General features: G+C 61.3%; 16 protein-coding genes, 1 tRNA gene and 2 pseudogenes. 11 read left to right on the top strand and 8 right to left on the bottom strand.

The window, feature by feature from the left end:
- The first annotated feature begins 1 nt into the window (after position 1).
- Positions 2-3,196, top strand: coding sequence for a conjugal transfer protein TraG N-terminal domain-containing protein (locus KRR38_RS32395; RefSeq protein WP_217407933.1), 3,195 nt, complete (start codon positions 2-4; stop codon positions 3,194-3,196).
- Between the two features lie 374 nt (positions 3,197-3,570).
- Here the strand turns inward: KRR38_RS32395 and KRR38_RS32390 are convergent, their stop codons facing one another.
- Positions 3,571-4,050, bottom strand: coding sequence for a MucR family transcriptional regulator (locus KRR38_RS32390; RefSeq protein WP_217407932.1), 480 nt, complete (start codon positions 4,048-4,050; stop codon positions 3,571-3,573).
- Between the two features lie 535 nt (positions 4,051-4,585).
- Positions 4,586-4,822 (bottom strand): Lar family restriction alleviation protein, encoded by a 237-nt coding sequence (locus tag KRR38_RS32385; RefSeq protein WP_217407931.1) that lies wholly within the window; start codon positions 4,820-4,822, stop codon positions 4,586-4,588.
- A 194-nt stretch (positions 4,823-5,016) separates the two neighbouring features.
- Between KRR38_RS32385 and KRR38_RS32380 the strand changes: the two genes are divergently transcribed.
- Positions 5,017-5,316 (top strand): DUF1153 domain-containing protein, encoded by a 300-nt coding sequence (locus KRR38_RS32380; RefSeq protein WP_217407930.1) that lies wholly within the window; start codon positions 5,017-5,019, stop codon positions 5,314-5,316.
- A gap of 18 nt (positions 5,317-5,334) precedes the next feature.
- On the opposite strand, the gene KRR38_RS32375 is transcribed toward KRR38_RS32380, so the two are convergent.
- The 3 genes from KRR38_RS32375 to KRR38_RS32365 form a co-directional block, all read right to left on the bottom strand.
- Complete coding sequence (locus tag KRR38_RS32375) at positions 5,335-5,766, bottom strand: universal stress protein (protein WP_217407929.1); 432 nt, start codon at positions 5,764-5,766, stop codon at positions 5,335-5,337.
- Positions 5,767-5,929: 163 nt separating this feature from the next.
- Positions 5,930-6,304: a DUF5615 family PIN-like protein gene (locus tag KRR38_RS32370; protein ID WP_217407928.1), complete on the bottom strand. Its 375-nt coding sequence runs from the start codon at positions 6,302-6,304 to the stop codon at positions 5,930-5,932.
- Positions 6,301-6,888, bottom strand: a complete 588-nt coding sequence (locus KRR38_RS32365; RefSeq protein ID WP_217407927.1) for a DUF433 domain-containing protein — start codon at positions 6,886-6,888, stop codon at positions 6,301-6,303. The genes KRR38_RS32370 and KRR38_RS32365 overlap by 4 nt, the downstream gene beginning before the upstream one ends.
- Before the next feature lie 334 nt (positions 6,889-7,222).
- Here KRR38_RS32365 and KRR38_RS32360 point away from each other — a divergent pair, with 334 nt between their 5' ends.
- The 6 genes and pseudogenes from KRR38_RS32360 (at position 7,223) to dmeF (ending at position 12,533) form a co-directional block, all read left to right on the top strand.
- Positions 7,223-7,984, top strand: a complete 762-nt coding sequence (locus tag KRR38_RS32360) for a hypothetical protein (RefSeq protein ID WP_217407926.1) — start codon at positions 7,223-7,225, stop codon at positions 7,982-7,984.
- A gap of 173 nt (positions 7,985-8,157) precedes the next feature.
- On the top strand, positions 8,158-9,552 hold the full coding sequence (locus KRR38_RS32355; protein WP_217407925.1) for an ISNCY family transposase: 1,395 nt from the start codon (positions 8,158-8,160) through the stop codon (positions 9,550-9,552).
- A gap of 250 nt (positions 9,553-9,802) precedes the next feature.
- A complete protein-coding gene (locus tag KRR38_RS32350; RefSeq protein WP_217407924.1) occupies positions 9,803-10,579 on the top strand; it encodes an IS30 family transposase in 777 nt (258 codons plus the stop codon).
- A 134-nt stretch (positions 10,580-10,713) separates the two neighbouring features.
- Positions 10,714-11,154, top strand: a pseudogene (locus tag KRR38_RS32345) (copper resistance protein B); the annotation flags it as partial.
- Between the two features lie 186 nt (positions 11,155-11,340).
- Positions 11,341-11,592 (top strand): metal/formaldehyde-sensitive transcriptional repressor, encoded by a 252-nt coding sequence (locus KRR38_RS32340; protein ID WP_217408114.1) that lies wholly within the window; start codon positions 11,341-11,343, stop codon positions 11,590-11,592.
- A gap of 8 nt (positions 11,593-11,600) precedes the next feature.
- A complete protein-coding gene (gene dmeF / locus KRR38_RS32335; RefSeq protein WP_217407923.1) occupies positions 11,601-12,533 on the top strand; it encodes a CDF family Co(II)/Ni(II) efflux transporter DmeF in 933 nt (310 codons plus the stop codon).
- A gap of 455 nt (positions 12,534-12,988) precedes the next feature.
- On the opposite strand, the gene KRR38_RS32330 is transcribed toward dmeF, so the two are convergent.
- The gene (locus KRR38_RS32330) at positions 12,989-13,708 is read right to left on the bottom strand and encodes an efflux RND transporter permease subunit (RefSeq protein ID WP_217407922.1); all 720 of its coding nucleotides are present in this window, start codon (positions 13,706-13,708) and stop codon (positions 12,989-12,991) included.
- Positions 13,705-14,787, bottom strand: coding sequence for an efflux RND transporter permease subunit (locus tag KRR38_RS32325; RefSeq protein WP_217408113.1), 1,083 nt, complete (start codon positions 14,785-14,787; stop codon positions 13,705-13,707). Before KRR38_RS32325 ends, KRR38_RS32330 begins: the two co-directional genes overlap by 4 nt.
- A 436-nt stretch (positions 14,788-15,223) precedes the next feature.
- Here KRR38_RS32325 and KRR38_RS32320 point away from each other — a divergent pair.
- The 3 genes and pseudogenes from KRR38_RS32320 (at position 15,224) to KRR38_RS32310 (ending at position 16,644) form a co-directional block, all read left to right on the top strand.
- Positions 15,224-16,340, top strand: a pseudogene (locus KRR38_RS32320) (IS3 family transposase).
- A gap of 85 nt (positions 16,341-16,425) precedes the next feature.
- Positions 16,426-16,566, top strand: a complete 141-nt coding sequence (locus tag KRR38_RS38035) for a DUF1153 domain-containing protein (RefSeq protein ID WP_217407921.1) — start codon at positions 16,426-16,428, stop codon at positions 16,564-16,566.
- Positions 16,551-16,644 (top strand) — tRNA-Lys (locus KRR38_RS32310). The genes KRR38_RS38035 and KRR38_RS32310 overlap by 16 nt, the downstream gene beginning before the upstream one ends.
- A gap of 265 nt (positions 16,645-16,909) precedes the next feature.
- On the opposite strand, the gene KRR38_RS32305 is transcribed toward KRR38_RS32310, so the two are convergent.
- Positions 16,910-18,100, bottom strand: a complete 1,191-nt coding sequence (locus tag KRR38_RS32305) for an MFS transporter (protein ID WP_217407920.1) — start codon at positions 18,098-18,100, stop codon at positions 16,910-16,912.
- Between the last annotated feature and the right edge of the window lie 120 nt (positions 18,101-18,220).

Raw genomic sequence — 18,220 nt, 5'->3', positions numbered from 1 at the left:
CATGCTCGAGGTGTTCACGACCGGCGGCGGCGAGTTCGTCGTCAACACTTTCAATGCCGTCGCGGCCTGGTCGGGCGGGGGCGGCTACCGCTCGCTCCTGCGCGTCGTCATGGTCATCGGCTTCGCCTATGCCCTGCTTGCCATGGCCTGGAACATGGACCCCAAGGTCCTCTTCCGCTGGTTCATGCAATCGACGCTCATGTATCTAGTCATGATGGTGCCGACGGTGAGCGTGAAGGTCACCGACCGCGCCAACCCCGGGCTCGCGCCCGCGACCGTTGCGAACGTGCCGATGGGCCTGGGGCTCATGGCGAGCTTCACCAGCCAGGTCGGCGACTATCTGACCCGCTCGGCCGAGACGGTCTTCGTCATGCCAAATGCGCTGGGCTACTCGACAAACGGCATCATCTACGGCGCCAAGCTTATGGAGGCGACGCAGGGGCTGCGAATCTCCGACCCGCGGCTCGCGACCAATTTGAACGAGCATTTCAAGCAATGTGTGTTTTACGACGTGCTGCTGGGGCGAAAGACCTTCGACGACATTGCCCGCGCGAGCGACATCATGGCGTCAATCGGCCCGGGCTCGGTTTCGCTGTCGCAGACCTGGATCGCGGCCGACGGCAGTTCGAGCATTGTCACTTGCCGCGAGGCCTACACCAATCTCCAGAACGAGTGGCAGACCTACTACAATGCCGATGCCGTTCGCATTGCTCAGCAGTTCTTCCCGGGCCTCGATAGCGGCGCTGCCCAGGCCAAGTTCAATACCGACGTCGCTGGGGTCGGCAGCGCGGGGCTTGGGGGAGGGGGCACCGGTTCGGCCCAGCTCGTGCGCCAAGCCATGTTCATCAATGCCCTCATGCAGGCGCGCGACAGCTTCGGCAGCTCGAGCGCTCAGACCTCGATCGACGCCTTCGCGACGACCCGCGCGGACATCCAGACGCGCAACACCTATTCGACGATCGCCGCCGGCGCCATGAAATGGGTGCCCCTGCTCAACATCGTCCTCACCGTCGTGTTCTACGCGATGTTCCCGGTGCTGTTCCTGCTCATGCTGATGCCCAACACGGGGCCGGGCATCGCCAAGGGCTACCTGACCGGGTTCTTCTATCTGGCGAGCTGGGGACCGCTGTTCGTCGTTCTCAACATGATCTTTATGAGCCGCTGGCAGGCCGCGCTTGTGCCCTGGCAAAGCGGCGGGCTGACCGCCTGGAATTTCTCAGGCGTGAGCGCGATCAACCAGGATGCCGGCGCGCTCGCCGGGTACATGATCATGTCGGTGCCGTTCATTGCCGCCGGCATGGCCCGAGGCGCCATGTCGATCGCCTCGCATTCCGCTAGCTTCCTGGCTCCCAGCCAGAACGCAGCCGAGCAGGCTGCAGCCGAGATCACGACGGGCAACTATTCCTACGGCAACGTCAGCCTGGCGAACCGAACGATCAACACGGCCTCGAGCGACCAGTTCAATACGGCTGCCAACTACAACACGGGTTCGGGCCTCGTGTCGGTCCGCAATCCGGACGGCGGGCTCTCGCAGCACGCAGCGAACGGGTCGACGATCTACAAGTCGCCGCCGGGCATGTCCGAGCTGCCGTTCGGGCTCACCCATTCCGAAGGTTATCAGTCCGAGGTTCGCAAGGCGCTGTCTGAGGGCTTTGGCCACGTCGAACAGACCCGCGAGGCTGCCAGCCAGTCCTGGACTGCGGCGCGGTCGAACGCGACCCAGCTATTCGAGACGGCACAGCGTTCGGCGAGCTCGGGAACCGAGGAGGGCAGGGCGCTCACCTCGTCGATTTCTCGGATGCAGGATCTCTCGCTATCGATGTCCGAGAACCTCCAGAACCGTTTCGGCTTGGACAAACAGACGTCGGATTCGCTGGCGCGAACTGCCATCATGAGCGGCGACATCTCCGGATCGGCCGGGGCGAACCTCGTTGTGGCTGCTCTCAACGGAAGCACTAGGCTGGGCAGCTCTGCCGAACGCCGAACCGGCGGGGACATCAGAGCATCCGATGGTTTCTCTGAAGTGTTCGACTACGTGCGCAGGGAAGCTTCTTCGGACGCAGCCCGCAGCGCTCGCGAGAGCTTCACGCGCGCGACCACCTCGTCATCTAACAGCGATCTGCGCGGGATGTCCGAACGCTTTGATGCGAGCCTCAGCGAGGCTCGCGGCCGCTCTGTCGAGGCTTCGAACGCCGAAGAGACGTTCAATCGCTACAGTCGCGACTTTGCCCAGGCGGAATCGCACGGCTTCCAGTTTTCGCAGAACGAGACGCAGGCGCTGGCCGATTTCATGCGGCACGAACTCGACCGGCCTGAGAATTGGCCGCTGCAGGCGACCGGATACTACCCGGGCCTCGTCAGCCCGAACGCGCAACAGTCCGCGGTTCGCGACACGCTGATCCGCAAGTTCGTCGACGAGAAAGTGGGCGCAATGCGCGAGGAGCTTGGCGTCGTGCCTGATGCGCCGGGCCGTTCGATAGCCGGGCCCGCCTCCCGCAGCGTCGGCGACATCCAGGCTTGGGGCCATAGTAATCAGGCCAATCTGCAAAGCCGCGCGCCGGCGGTCCATGTCGCCGGCGCGGCTCGCGACCGCGAGGTGGAGGGTCTCGTATCGGCGCGCGTCGACGACAGCCGCGGTCGACTCGACCAGGAAGGCCGAGAAATGCACAATACGGGCGTAATGGCGCACGACGAGGCCGACCGCGTGCGAGGTGATGTAGATCGCCGGCAGCACTCGAGTCTCGGCGGTACCCTGCCGATCGTCGGCAACATCATCGACAAGGTCGGCGTACGCGGAACGCCTGGCAATCCCTTCGAAGGCGGCTTCAACGCGAGGGTAGTGGCACGTGAGGCCGGGGCCGAGATCAAGCAGGGGGTCAATCTGTCTGGCACTGACCGCTCGATGTCGTCAGTGTTCGGTGCGGTCACCCTCAGCGGCCGTGAATTGGGCCTACCTGGCGCGGTGGTCACCTCCGGTCAGGATGGGCGCCACAAGCACGACAGCCTGCATCCCGAGGGGAAGGCTCTCGACTTCAGGGGCAACAACATCTCGGTCGCGCAGGGTCGCGCGTGGGCCGGCGGCGTGAAATCGCGCTTGGGTGCCGATTACGACGTGATCTTCGAGACGTTTCCGCGCGATCCGGAGCGAAACCATCTGCACGTTGAGCACGATCCGAAAAGTCCACGAGGACGTTGATCGCGCGGCCAACTCCTGCCGTCGCTAGCTAGCGGGGTAAGTTGAGAAGGTAAGGCGACACCGCAGCCGATATCACGAAGACCGCGGCAGCCCACGCCGCGAGAAGCAGTTTGGCCCTGGGCGTAATATGCCTACCGTTCCAAGCCTTGCTGGAGCCCCTAGAGGCTCGCATTTCATCGGCATCATGCATTTGGCGCGCTGCCGAATCGCCGAACAAGCCCACTGCTCTCGGATCGCCCATCAGAGCGTCAAACGATGTCGGAGAAGAAGGCTCGTGCGGATCCGCCATAGTGCGATCTTGATAGTTGAAATCAGTCAGAATCTCAACCTTCGCGTCAGGCATGTATGGTCGTGCCGCACGGGCCCGTTTCCATTCAGCCGGCGTCAGCTGCCTTGGCTACAGCCGCGGCTTTGGGCGAGGCAGGCGCCTTCGCCGTGGTCGGCTTTTGGCCCGGCTTGCGGCCCAGACCGATGCTTTTCGCGAGGGTGCTTCGCTTCTCGGCATAGTCGGGCGCGACCATGGGGTAGTCGGCGGGAAGGTTCCATTTTGCGCGATAGTCCGCCGGGGTCATCTGATAGCGGGTCATCAGATGGCGCTTGAGCATCTTGAGTTTCTTACCATCTTCAAGGCAGACGATGTGGTCGGGCTTGACCGAAGCACGAATCGAGACGGCCGGAACGAGCGGCTCCGCCGCCGGCGTCTTCGCGACGCCCAGACCCGCCAATGCGCCATGTACGTTCTCTATCAGGCGGGGAAGGTCGGCAACGGCGACGTTGTTGTTTTGAACGTGGGCCGCGACGATGTCGGCGGTCAGCGTGATAAGAGTATTTTCGGCTTCGATGGCGTCCGACATGCGACTTATCCTTGTTATACCTGCGCACCAGGCTTGGCGCACTAGTGGCCACAAGGCCGTGTGGGAATACCGGTTTTCTACGTGGCGGTCGCTGGACGCGACGAGACCACGATGGTGCCAGCGAATTGCGGCGAAAGTGACCTTCGCCCTTTTAGCAGCGCGACCTGAACATCGGCCATGACATCGGCCAGTTTAGGCCATTCAAAAGCAGGAATATGAGGAATTCAGCCATTTTCTGGCGAGCCGTGATCGGCCAAAGTGGGTACTGGGCTAGCGCCCTAGTACCCGTAGCGCCTTGGATTTGTGATGATCGTGTCGACAAACCAAGTCGCCTCCGCCCATTCGACTTCGCCGAGCAGCCGAACCATCTCGCTGCGACTACGTGAATGGGCTGCAGCGTCAAAATCCGCTCGGAGGCCCGCTGCTTCCAGCCGCTCGAAGGCACTGACGCCAGCGTATCGACTCTCCGCGGTCATCCTCAGAATTCTAGCAGGTGGAGCTGCGCGCGCATAGCGCGCAGGCCTCTGGCCGATGTTCAGATCCTTGTCCGCCGGTTCCACAGTTTAACCGCCTCTTCGTGCGAAGCGCGGCGCGGTCCTTCGGCGCCGCATAGCTTGCACATCACGGCAAAGAGCTGGGCGTAGACGTGCTCGTAGAAACCCACGTTGGTTGAGGCACAGAAGGGGCATGCTTCGAGTTCGGTGGCTGGATCCATGTCCATCTGGCGGCGGGAACCGTCTCCCGTCATGGTGATGTTCGGCCCGTCGGACATCCAACTTTCCCCAAATTGCGCCGCTTTAGCTGTCCGAAATATGTAGACGGATTTCGGACACAATAGGAACCAGCATCACGATTGCGTTCCAGTCTTCGTTTGCCTGAACGGCGAGGGAGCGATGCCGACGCACCTCTCTAACCTCGCCTTAATACAGCTTGGCCTATCTGTCCGCTCCTGCCGGGGAGGATGCCATGCGCGAAAATCAGAAAATTCGCCCATCGGTCGTTATCGGTCCGCTCGGCGAACCGCTATCGCTAGCAACTCTTCCGCCGCCTAATACAGCTCGATGGGTAGTGCGCCGCAAAGCGGAGGTCGTCGCTGCGGTGGACGGCGGGCTTCTGACAATCGACGAAGCCTGCCAGTGGTATAACCTGACACTAGAGGAGTTTGCTTCGTGGCAACGCGGCGTCGAGCGCTCGGGCCTGGACGGCCTCAGGATTACCCGCTTGCAGCACTATCGCGATAAATACGAACGCTTGCAGCGTTTCTGATGACCGGTCTGCTTCCGGCTATCCTGATCGCGGAATGAGTAGGTTGCATGGCAGGTGGGCGAGCAGGCGAATGCCGGCCGAAGACTGGATCCATCGTGCCAAAGAACGCTTGTCAGCGTGGGCGATGACACAAAGATCTGCGTCGATCCGAATGGCATATGTCACGATCTCGGTGGCTGGATCGCCCTCTCTGAAGGCGGTTGTGACGTTCATTCCGCGCCCTGTGAGCACCTCCGCCGCCGCATCGACTGTTTGGGCAATCGTGCTTCGTTGCCTTTCGAGAAGCTCGTTTGTTCCCCCAGCTTCTGCCAGCTCAATGGCTTTGGCAGTCGCGGTAAGGCCTAAAATATGGAGGTGGGCGCCTGTGAACCTCGCTAGTTCCGCTGCGTGCCGGGCAGCAAACGTGCTGTCGGCGAAGCCATTGTAGGCAAGTAGGATGCGTTGATACACTTGGTCGCCCTCCCATATTATCGGAGGAAGCTGGCATAACTTATGATCACATCAAAGTAGAAAAATTACAGAAAATTGCTCATTTGACTGACGTGACGTAATTAATGAAGCAAGGCAACGCGCCAGGGAAGGCGCTCGAAGATTGGCTCGACGAAAAGGGTAGCTATGGGAGCGCATAAAGGCGGAACGTTCCTGCGGCGTCGACTTCCAGAGCATGATTGACCATAACGTCGCCAGGTTCACCAAGGCTCTCAAGATACAATATCGCCGCGTTGAGGAGGGCCAGTGACGCATCACGTGCGACGCTCGGTAGAACAATCAGCCCTGGATGAATTTCCTGACGAGCCACAAGCTTTCGAAAGTCGACCGCGTTCTCCGTGACGATGACACGGTCTTCGTCGAGGCAGCGTGCGAGCACCTCGTCATCGCGCTCGCCTAGGCGACCATAATCGCGTGGATGCATGGCATCGTGGTCCCCCGTCTCGTTGAGTTTGTGTGCGAGAAGAGGAGACAGGCACTCATCGATAAACAGTCTCAAGCGGCAGTTTTCCAAGGCTTCCCGCCTGGACGCCCAACGAGCGGATGGCTGCGCGCATATAGGACGGCTGTCCCGATCGCCTCGCGGTCCAGATGGGGATAATCCTCCATCACCGCATCTATGGTGTCTCCACCGTCAATCCGGCCCAACAGTGCGTAAACGCTAAGCCGAGTGCCCTTGATTACAGGTGTGCCGCCCAAAACGTCAGGGTTCTCTTCGATGTTTGCATCACGCGATGCGGCGTAACCGGACGCCCGTTCGGCCATATCGGCTCCAATCAGACGAGCGATATCGACGGACACTGCCGGTGCGATCTCCAGCGGATCACTGGTCATGTTCGCAGTGGGACGCGCCGCGAGCTCGCGTGCGAGCTTTCGTTTTTCAGCCAAGCCGAGCGTCAGCGGCAGCCGCTTCACGATCGCGGCATAGGGAACTGCATGAAGCGGCAGCATGCGACGCTTCTTGCCGCGGTACGTGATGCTGCGAATGCCTGTGAGCACATTCTCTTCGACCGCCTTGTCGATGACGCGGATAGGAACATCGGCCAGGACGGCCGCTTCGCGTGTAGTGAACTCATCAAGCATGCTAATATCTCCCGAGCTAGGGAGATATATTCCGTGTTCGCGCTTTGCGCAAGATGGCCGTGCCTGCGGGATGGTAAGTGGGCAAGAGGAGGTATGGGCGGGGCTTGGATGTTTTCAGCAGGAGCGCTACATTGGCGGTGGAGACAGTGACATGCGCTTGAACACCGCCAAATCGTTGAGGCTTGCCCGAAGGGTGAAAGGGCGCTTTGGCACCTGGCAAGCCGTCCGCAATGCGGCGCGGGTCGAGAACGGCGTTTATGTCGTTGAAACTCAGGATACGGAGAATGTCCCCGCTCCAAGACAGCCGATGCGCCCTGCGAGAGCATAGTCCGCTTTGGCATTCAGCTACTCGCTCTTTCTCGCACTGCTGCTTCTCTTTCCCGGATTTTGCTTCTGGGCGGGATGGCGGGTGGGCCAGTGGACGGATTTCCTGAGTCCGGCTCCAGACGAGCCGAATTCAACCTTTACCCTGTTCATGATCGTGTTCGGTACATTGTTCGGGCACCTGCTCGGAACCGCATTTTTTGCCGTACAGGGCGTCTGGTGCCGCATAACCGACTGGTGCTTCGTCACAGGGTTCGATCCGAATATCTACAGGGCATTACTCCGAGGCACAGCTGGGGCGAGCGCGGTGCCAGACTTGGCCTTCGAAGTCTGGCTGTTCTCTATGTTGCTCATCGGTGCATCCACTGGCGTCTTTGCACATTGGATATCGAGGCGCGAAGCCGTTCACGCAAAGGCGGATCCCATTACTTTTGGTTGGCTCGCGCCCGCGGTAGCGGCAGTCAAACGAGGTGATTCATTCGTCGTCGCCTACGTGCTGACCAAAACCAGCCACGATGGAATCTCCGTCGCTTACGAAGGTACTGTCCAGCAGATCGCGCTTGATGGCGACCAGTCGATCAAGCTCGTGGTCCTCAACGACGTCGACCGCTTCTTGGTTCGCATCTCTGATGCAGGCTTAGTTCGACTTGAAACCGAAGCGACGCCGATCAGCCAACTGCAGATCACCGCGGCCGAGATCGCGAACGTTGCCCTGGAGGTTGTTCAGGCCTCAGCGGAGGATTTGGCGGCGGTGCAGCATCTCGATAAATAGCGGCCAGAAGCAGGCCCTAAGTTTATGATATTTAACATAATCTTTGTTATCAATCTGACCTTCTGTAAGCGCAACTTAGAGATGTCACACCCCGCAATTTAGAGATGTCACAACGCTGGGACGTCTCGCGGTCCCGGTGGCATGGTCCTCCTCCTGGCTGGGAGGACGCGCTTATGTCGGTGGTGGCGATGAGCCATGGCGAGCTTTCACGATACGATACGCTGCGTCGTTTCGAGCGCGGCGAACTGCGGATCGAAGACGCCGCGATGTTGCTCGGCGTGTGTCGTCGCCAGGTTTACCGGCTGCTCGATCGGCTGCGCGCCGACGGTCCCGAGGCGCTGATTTCCTGGAAGCGCGGACGGCGGAGCAACCGGGATTTCGGCGATGCGTTCCGGCTCCAGGTGCTTGACCTGGTGCGCGAGCACTATCACGATTTCGGGCCGACGCTGATCAGCGAGTACCTCGCCGAACGGCACGGCATCACCCTTTCGCACGAGACGTTGCGCAAGTGGATGATCCATGCCGGCATGTGGAAGGACCGCGAAGCTCGCCGGCCGCGTCCCTATCAGCCGCGTTACCGGCGGGATTGTCGCGGCGAGCTGATCCAGATCGATGGCTCGAAGCACTGGTGGTTCGAGGATCGCGGGCCGCAGTGCACGCTGCTCGTCTTCATCGACGATGCGACCAGCGAGCTCATGCACCTGAAGATTGTCGAGAGCGAGAGTACTTTCGCCTATATGGAGGCGACGCGCGAGTATATCGAGCGGCATGGCAAGCCGGTGGCGTTCTACTCGGACAAGCACTCGGTGTTCCGCAACAACACCGCCTCGGCCAAGGGCGACGGGATGACCCACTTCGGGCGGGCGCTCGAGGCGCTCGCCATCGAGATCATCTGCGCGCACTCCCCGCAGGCCAAGGGCCGGGTCGAGCGGGCGAACGGCACGCTGCAAGACCGCCTGGTCAAGGCGATGCGGCTCGAGGGCATCGCGACGATCGCCGAGGCCAACGCGTTCCTGCCCGGCTACATGGCGCGTCACAACGCGCGCTTTGCCAAGGCGCCGTTCGATCCGCGCGACCTGCATCGCCCCCTCGCCCTGCACGATGATCTACGTGCCGAGATGGTCTGGCGCGAGCATCGCACGGTGACCGCGGCGCTGACGCTGCACTACAACAAGGCGCTGTTCATTCTCGATCCGACCGAGATCAGCCGGCCGCTGGTGGGCAAGCGGGTCGAGGTTTGCGAGTATCCCGATGGCCGGCTCGAGATCCGGCATGGGACGCATGCCCTTCCCTACCGGATGTTCGACAAGATCGGCCAGGTGAACCAGGCGGCGATCGTCGACAACAAGCACCTCGATGCGGCGCTGGCGATGGCGAAAGCGATGCAGGAGCTGCTGCCGCCGCGCAAACGCAACAACAACGAGCCGTGCCGGCGTTCGCAGGGCAGTCACCTGTTCCCCTCGCCCGAGCCCGCGGAAGAAGCCCCGGTGAAGCGCAAGCGCGGGCGCCCTCCCCTTCGCCGGCTCACCCCGATCAAGGCGGCGCAGCGGCTGCTCGAGAGCTGTTGAGGGAGCCCACTGCCTGCGCAGCGGGTCCGGGGTGCATCCTCGCCAAACCAGCGCACCAGCAGGGTCTGCGCTGCGCAATGCCGAAGGGCTACGCACAGCCCCTGCTGCATCGAGCCGTGACATCTCTATCTGGCGGAAATAGTGTCTTCTCTAAATTGCAGGAACACCTTCTGTAAGCGGGTGGATCCTATCTTGAAACGCGAATTCCGAGGATTTTCGGGGCACCGGCCCCATTCTCGGAGGAACGCCCATGTCGCACTGCTACCGTCAGCTCCGCTTGCCCGAGCGCGAAGCGCTCTTTCGGATGAAGGCCGCCAAGCTTCCGGTCCGGAAGATAGCTGCCGAGCTCGGCCGGCATCCTTCGACGATTTACCGCGAGCTGCGGCGGAACTATTTCTTTGATGAGGACGCGTATTTTCGCGGCTACTTTCCGAGCGTTGCGCATAAGCTGGCGCGCGACCGGCGCGTTCCAGGGCGTAAGCTCGAGCGGAATCCGGAGCTGGCGAACTACGTGATCGATCGGTTGCGGAGCTGTTGGTCGCCCGAAGAGATCGCCGGCCGATTGCGCTTGGCCGGAGATAGCGGCTTCCGGGTGAGCCACGAGACGATCTACCGCTATGTCAACGGCGCCGCAGGCAAGCAGCAGGACCTCTACCGGCTGCTGCCATGGTCTCGCCGGCGCCGGCGTCCCCGCGGCGGCCGGAAACCCCATGGGCTGAAAATTCCGCTGACCAACAGCATTGGTCAGCGCCCGATGGCAATTGCCCGCCGCGACGAGTTTGGCCACTGGGAAGGCGATCTCGTCGCGTTCCGGCAGGTCTACGGCAAATCCACCTCACATCGCTGGTTGAGCGGAAAAGCCGGTTTGCCGTACTCTGGCGCAATCCGAGCCGAACTTCAGCCGGCGTCATGGCTGGGATCTGCGGACAACTCGGCCCCCTTCCCTGTGCCCTGCGCCAGTCGGTCACGTTCGATCGGGGAACCGAGTTTGCCGCCTTCCCGACGCTGCGATCCGAACTGGGAATGAGCAGCTCCTATTCCTAGGTGCCCGTGCTCGCGCGCACCGCCGTAATGGACCAAGGCCAAAGCCCAGGCGGAAAAAGCCGCGGCGACGATTGCAGCCGTCATCATGGTCTGACGCGGGATCGATCGAGCCTGTTCCTCTACTCGCGCGCTATTTCGCCGTCCTGGAATGCGCACGTCGGCTTGCGACATGACATCGCGCACCTACGCCGTCGTCGGTGTCGAGGGGATCGCTCCCTACTGGTTCCATGTGACGGGGCAGCTTTTCCTTTCGGACAAAGGCGATCTTCGAGCCCGCCTCGAAGGCAGCTATGACGAGCGCATTACACAGCGGCTTATTTTTCAACCGCGAGCCGAGTTCAATTTCTCCGCGCAGGACATACCTGCGATCGGCATGGTCTGGGTCTTTCAAGCTTCGACCTGGGTGCGCGGCTGCGATACGAGATGCGCAAGGAGTTTGCGCCGTACATTGGGGTCGAGTGGTCCAAGAAGACCGGCGATACTGCAAGCTTGGCGCGAGCTGCAGGCGAGGATTCTGACACGGCGAATTTTGTGGCTGGCATAAGGTTCTGGTTTTGAAACGTAGGCAGATCGCGGTGATCTACCCAGCGCACAGATTGTCTGGCGCACCTCATTCCTGCTCGCGTGGGGTCCACGTTCCAATAGCGACATAACTGCCATATTGGCTGTTTGCACCTGCCACCTCTTTACTGCCCCCCGCCATAGGGGTAGGGGGTATGCCTATGGCACCTTTCCCACACCAATATCGATCTCGTAGCGCGCGTCCGCCGAATAGCGGGTCAGGTCGGCGCTGTTGAGCGCGCGCTACAGTCGGACGCAGGTTGCAGTGAGGTTTTGCATCTAGTGGCGGCAGTGCGCGGCGCCGTGAATGGCCTTTTGGATCAGATCATCGCCGAGCATCTGGAAGCTCATGTTTCGGCGCCCGGCCTCACGGATAAGGAACGCGCTGAAGGTGCCGAAGAATTGCTGGCGGTGATCCGCCGCTACGCGAAATAGGAATGAGCATGACGACGCTGCCCGACATTGACGGCCACACTCATAATCACGTGTTTCTCGGCTCATCACACGACGAGAATGCGCGCCGCACGCGCTGGGTGGTACTCCTCACCACGGTGATGATGATTGGCGAGATAATTGCCGGCTATACGACAGGCTCGATGGCGCTTCTGGCCGACGGCTTTCACATGGCAACGCACGCGGGCGCATTGTCGGTTGCCGCGGCCGCCTATGCCTACGCGAAGCGGCACGCACGCAGCCCAACCTACAGCTTCGGAACGGGCAAGGTTGGCGATCTAGCAGGATTCGCGTCGGCGATGGTGCTCGGCCTGATCGCGCTGTGGATCGGGGTTGAATCCGTTCTCCGCCTGCTCCAGCCGACTGCTGTTGCGTTCGGGGAAGCGACTATCATCGCTATCGTTGGGCTCGCGGTGAACATCGCTAGCGCCTTCCTGCTCTCGGGCGGGCTTGGGCACGATCACCATGATCACGGACATCATGACCATGGGCATGCAGCTCATCGCGGCGACAACAATATGCGGTCGGCCTATGTCCACGTTCTTGCCGACGCCCTAACCTCGATTCTGGCCATCGCGGCGCTGCTCACGGGCCGCTATCTTGGATGGGTCTGGATGGACCCGGTAATGGGGATCGTCGGCGCGGTCGTCATCGCGCGCTGGTCCTGGAGCCTGATGCGTGACACGGCCGCCGTTCTGCTCGACCGGACAGACGATCATGTGGCTGACGAGGTGCGCGAGCTCGTCGAGACGCCCGGCGATGCCCGGATTGCGGATTTGCATGTCTGGCGCGTGGGGCCGGATGCCCATGCAGCCATTGTCAGCGTCGTTGCCGATCGCGGTGTCACGGGGGCGGTTATTCGCAGCAGGCTAGTGTCCGTTCACGAGCTTGCGCATCTGACGGTAGAATGCCGATTGGCATGACGGTTTGAGGCTTCCGACGGCTAATAGTGTGCTGCCAGGAAGCCTCGACAAAGGAGCCGTAGGAGCTCCCTGGCTATCCCAAGGTCCTCGTCGCAGTATGAATCACTTAAGCCGCTGTCACGAACACGAGTCGATTTCAGCATTGATTTGGTTCTTTACCTGCGCCAGATTGTGTTTTGACAGGGCGATGAGGTGTCGACGCAACCTGCTGAATTTAAACCATTATGAGCAGCCAAGTCGGCGTAGGCCGCCGAAAGACGGCTTCTTCCATGAGCGGGCGTTGGCGCAATCGCGGACACTTACATTGTCGAACGAGCTAAACTGACCGACCGCTTGCTAGCAGCGAAGCTCGTAAAGGTGTCGGTATTTTCGGAAGCCAACAGGACCGAAATTAACGAATCCGTCGGATTAGCGACAAACCAGTTCCTCAGCTCACCCTATGCCGTGACGCCTTGCTAAACCGCCCGAACGCAAGCGCGAGCGTCGGCAGGACAAACAGGTTGAGCACCATTGAGGTCATCAAATCCGCCGAGGATCACGACCGCCATCGGCCCTTCGACCTCGCGACCGGGATCACCCATGCCAATCGCGAGCGGGAGCAGTCCGAGAGCGGTGACGAGGGATGTCATGACGATTGGCACCAGCCGGTCGCTCGCACCTTCCATGGCCGTGGCCGCGTTCCAGTCGCGGCCATCGATCGCAACCAGATGCTCAAAGTGCGAAATCATCATGATCGAGTTGCGTAGCGTGATACCGGCCAGTGTCACGAACCCGATCAGCGCACCGAGCGATAATTGCCCGCCAGTTAGCAGCACCGCCACCACGCCGCCGACCATTGCGAATGGGAGGTTGGCGAGCACCAGCAATAGATTGCGCCAGTTTCGGGTCACGACCAATAGCAGGAGGACGATGCCAACGGCCGCGATCAGCGTGTTGATCAGGAGTTCTCGGCGTGCGTCCGTCTGGCCTTGGGCGGTTCCGGCGAACGCGACATAGGTTCCGGCCGGAAGCGTGACCTTGGCGGCAACCAGCGCCTTGGCTGTCGCGACAAGGCCAGTGGTATCGCTGTCAGCGACGTTGGCGGTCACAGTCTGGACGCGGCGCGCGCCCTCGTGGCGCACGACCGCATCGTCGACCACCTCGCCGATCGCAATGGCGAGACCGCCCAGCGTCATCGTGTTGAGCGTGATTCCGAATACAGCAGCAAGGTTGCTGTCAGCAGCGACAGCGGGATGGCGGTGCAGGCGATCGCCGCGGTGCGCAGGTTGAACAGGAACAGGAAGAGGACGACGACAACCAGGATGCCGCCGAGCAGCAGCGAGTGCTGGATGTTCGAGAGCGCGGTTCCGATGAAATTGGCGGGGCGGAACAAGTTCTCGTGCAGCACGATGCCCTGCGCTGTCAGCGCCGGCTTGAGGTCCGCCAGCGCGGCGTCGACCGCGTTGGTTACGGTCAGCGTATCGGCGCCATATTGCTGGGTGACGGTGATGATGACCCCGGACTTGCCCATGATGCCTGCGGCACCGATTGGTGGTTGGGGCGCTTCGACGACATCGGCGACGTCGCCCAGCGTCACCCGGCCCGTTGGCGACGACGACACGATCGTGCGCGCAAGGCCCTGCGGGTCAAGGACCTGGCCGTCGCTCGCCAGAACGATCCGCTGATTCCTGGTGTCGATCACGCCCGCACCGCGCAGGCCGGTCGCGTTACGGGCAGCCGCCAGCACATCGTTGGTCGCAACACCGTAGCGGAGCAATCGATCGGGATGGAGCTGGATTTGGATCGAGCGCGTCTCGCCGCCGAACACGGCCGCGTCGGCGACGCCTGGCACCGCGAGCAGGCTGCGGCGGATCGTCCATTCCGCACTGGTGTGGAGCGCCATCAGCGATTGCCGCTCCGACGTCAGCCCGAAGACGAGGATCGTCGCGGTCGATGTGGTCAGCGGCGTCAGTGTCGGGGCGGCAACGCCCTGGGGAAGCGACTGCGCCGCCGATGCCAGTCGCTCGGAGGCGAGCTGCCGGTCGAGATAGATGTCGCTGCCCGGCGCGAACACCAGGGTGATCGCCGACAGTCCCTGAATCGAGTTCGACCGGACCGCCTGGACGCCGGGAAGGCCGGCGACAACGGCCTCGATCGGCCGTGTGACGAGCAACTCGACCTGCTCAAACGATAGCCCGGGCGCTTCGGTCTGGATGCCGACCTGGGGCGGCGCGAACTCGGGGTAAAAACTTGGAGGCAGCGTGCGAGACGACAGCCATCACATCACCAACAGAACGTTGAAGCAAATCAACGATCGCAACATCGGACGCCCGCGGGCGTCAGGGGCCGGTAGTAGTGTTCCCGATAGCCTGGAATTTGATGTGGGCGCGAAAGCCGGTAACCCTCGCATATGATTGCACCAAGGGCCTCCCTGTTGACCAACGTCGAGCATCTGGAACGCGGCTCGCGGGCTTGAGCCCATGAGCATGCTTCAACGTGGCAAAAGCCTGTACACGACGGAGCGCCACGTAGTTTTCCCATGGCTGCGTCACGCAGCGTTAACCATCCCTCGCCAATGAAAGGCTTGGTTTCTGGCGGCGCTCGGCCCGTCCGTCCGAAAACTCATATCCGCGACCAAATGCCTAAAGTGATCTGCCCCCTTCTGAGTGGCCCATCGACTATCATAGTCTGGACCACGAAGGAGGAATGGAATGGCTCGCAAGCACAAGCCCGAGGAGATCATTGGCAAGCTGCGTGAAACGGAGATCGTGCTGGCGCAGGGCGGGACGGTGGCCGATGCCTGCCGCCGGATCGGCGTCACCGAACAAAGCTACTACCGCTGGCGCAAGGAATATGGTGGCCTGAAGATGGACCAGGCGCGGCGGATGAAGGACCTGGAGCGGGAGAACGCCCGGTTGCGGCAGGCAGTGTCGGACCTGACGCTGGACAAGCTGATCCTGCAGGAGGCTGCGCGGGGAAACTACTGAGCCCCGCTCGGCGGCGACGCTTCATCGATCACATCAAGGCAATGATGCCGGTGTCCGAGCGGCGGGTGTGCCGTGTGCTCGGGCAACACCGATCGACGCAGCGCAAACCGCCGCGCGGGGCAGATGACGAAGCTGCCTTGACCTATGACATTATCGCTCTCGCCCGCCAATATGGCCGGTACGGCTATCGGCGTGTAACGATCTTGCTGCGCGATGCCGGCTGGCATTTGAACCGCAAGCGGGTCGAGCGCATCTGGCGACGCGAGGGGTTGAAGGTGCCACAAAAGCAGCCGAAGCGCTCACGGCTCTGGCTGAATGACGGATCGTGTATCCGGCTACGACCCGAGTATCCCGGGCACGTGTGGTCCTACGACTTCGTCGAGGGCCGCACCCATGATGGACGCAAGTTCCGCATCCTGTCGATCATCGACGAAGCCAGCCGGGAATGCCTGGCACTGCCGGTGGCGCGGCGGCTCAGGAGCGAGGATGTGCTGGCCGCCCTTGCCGAGCTGTTCGTCACGCGCGGCCCACCAGCGCATATACGGTCGGACAACGGCCCTGAATTTATCGCCAAGGCCGTGCAGCAGTGGTTGGCGAAAATCGGTGTGAAGACGCTCTACATCACACCCGCAGTCCATGGGAGAACGGCTACTGCGAGTCCTTCAACGGGTCGATGCGCGACGAACTGCTCAACGGCGAGATCTTCTACACCTTGGCCGAAGCCCGTATCCTGATCGAAGCCTGGAGACGGCACTATAACGAGTGCCGTCCTCACACCTCCCTGGGCTGGCTTACGCCAGCCGAATTTGCCTCATCTGCCGGGGTTAACCCCGGCAGATGAGGGCCGGAAGCTCACATAATACCCGGACGCGAAACCGGGGGACCCTCAAGGCAACAATGCACTAACAATCAACACGGACCACTCGGTGGGGGCCGATCAGCCATCGGTCGTAATCGGGCCACTCGGCGAACCGCTGTCGCTGGCAACACTGCCATCGCCCAACACCGTTCGATGGGTCGTGCGGCGCAAAGCTGAGGTCGTCGCAGCTGTGGATGCGGACTTCTGACGATCGAGGAAGCCGGTGAGCGCTATGATCTGACTCTTAATCAGCGGGTCCTAGGTTCGAGCCCTAGTGCGTCCACCAAATTCTCCATATTTCACAAAACCTTACGACAGCGCCCGTTCGACAGCGCGTGTGCGAAAATTAGGCTAGGTAGCTCTCTAGGTAGCAACCAGAAAATATGATGATTGCCGGGGGTGAAGTTGCGCCCTAGGCCATGTGGCACATCCGATTTGCCCTCAAGGCGCGAGTCTGTCCTCGAATCGAGAGCGCCGCTTGGGTGCAATGTTCGGCAAGGCGGATTTACAGCTTGGGTCCCAAATAATCTGCACGGCCGGCCTAAGCTCGATCAGTATGCCTGCTCGCTTCGGGCTCTGAACATAGACAGGCCCAGCGCCAGCAAGCCGAATACGCCGCCCGCGATGAACGTACCGGAGGAGCCCACCGAATCCCACAATACGCCGGCGAGTACACTCGCGATGAGCATCGCGACGCCGGTGACGAGGTTAAACAGTCCGAATGCCGTTCCGCGTAACCGTTCGGGCGACCAGTCGGCAACCAGCTTTGCAAGCAATCCTTGGGTAAGCGCCATGTGCGCTCCCCAAAATGCAATACCGGCAAATATGGGCAGCAGGCCCGATCCGAATGCCAATAGGGCATCCGCCAAGATGAGGTTTAGCAGTCCCCATCTGAGCAAGACTTTCGCCGAAATCCTGTCAGACAATATGCCGGCAGGATAGGCACCCAATGAGTAGATCACGTTCATCGCCACCAGCACGAGCGGCGCGAGCGCGATGGGAAGTCCACTCTCTTTAGCTTTGAGGATCAGGAAGGCTTCGCTGAACCGGGATAGGGTGAAGATCACGCCGATACCCACCACACCCCAAAAGCCCTGTTCGAGTTCCCCTATTTCGCGCAGACGCAACGGTGGGCGGGCGGCCTGCGCGCCATGGTCCACCGGCTCCCGAACCCAGATCAGCACGATCATCGCCGAAATTACCGCTGGAATCACGGCAACCCAGAACACGGCGCGCATGTCGTCCTGGAAAAGCACCATCAGGCCGATAGCCAGAAGCGGTCCCAGGAACGCTCCGATCGTATCCATCGACTGCCTTAGGCCGAACGCCCTTCCTCGGATCTCTTCGGGCGTAACATCGGCGACAAGTGCATCGCGCGCAGCTCCGCGCACTCCTTTTCCGATCCGGTCAGCGAACCGGGCGCCCAGCACCACGCCGGCGGTCTGTGCGATCGCAAACAACGGCTTTGTAAGCGCCGCCATTCCATACCCCATCAAGATAAGCGACTTGCGGCGTCCAATTCGGTCCGAGACATAGCCGGAAAAGATTTTTGAAATCGAGGCGGTTGCCTCTGCGATACCGTCGATCACGCCAACGACCACGACGCTTGCTCCAAGTGTCGTGGTCAAGAATATCGGCAACAGCGCGTGGATGATCTCGGACGACAGGTCCATGAACAGGCTGACGAAGCCCAGCGCCATAACCGTCCGCGGAATTGCGATGTTGGCGTTTGGCTGTGCCATCTAGTTCACCTTTTTCATTTGCTGATAGCCAGCGAGAGCCGCCTGAGAGGATTCGCATCCCGATGCTTGCTGGCGATATGTACATGCCCTCTCTCGCAAATGGATTTCCATCGCGAAGCG

It is taken from the genome of Novosphingobium sp. G106 (assembly GCF_019075875.1).
Taxonomy (GTDB): Bacteria; Pseudomonadota; Alphaproteobacteria; order Sphingomonadales; family Sphingomonadaceae; genus Novosphingobium.
The sequence above is the reverse complement of the archived record's forward strand: the minus strand, read 5'-3'. Positions and strand labels throughout refer to the sequence as shown.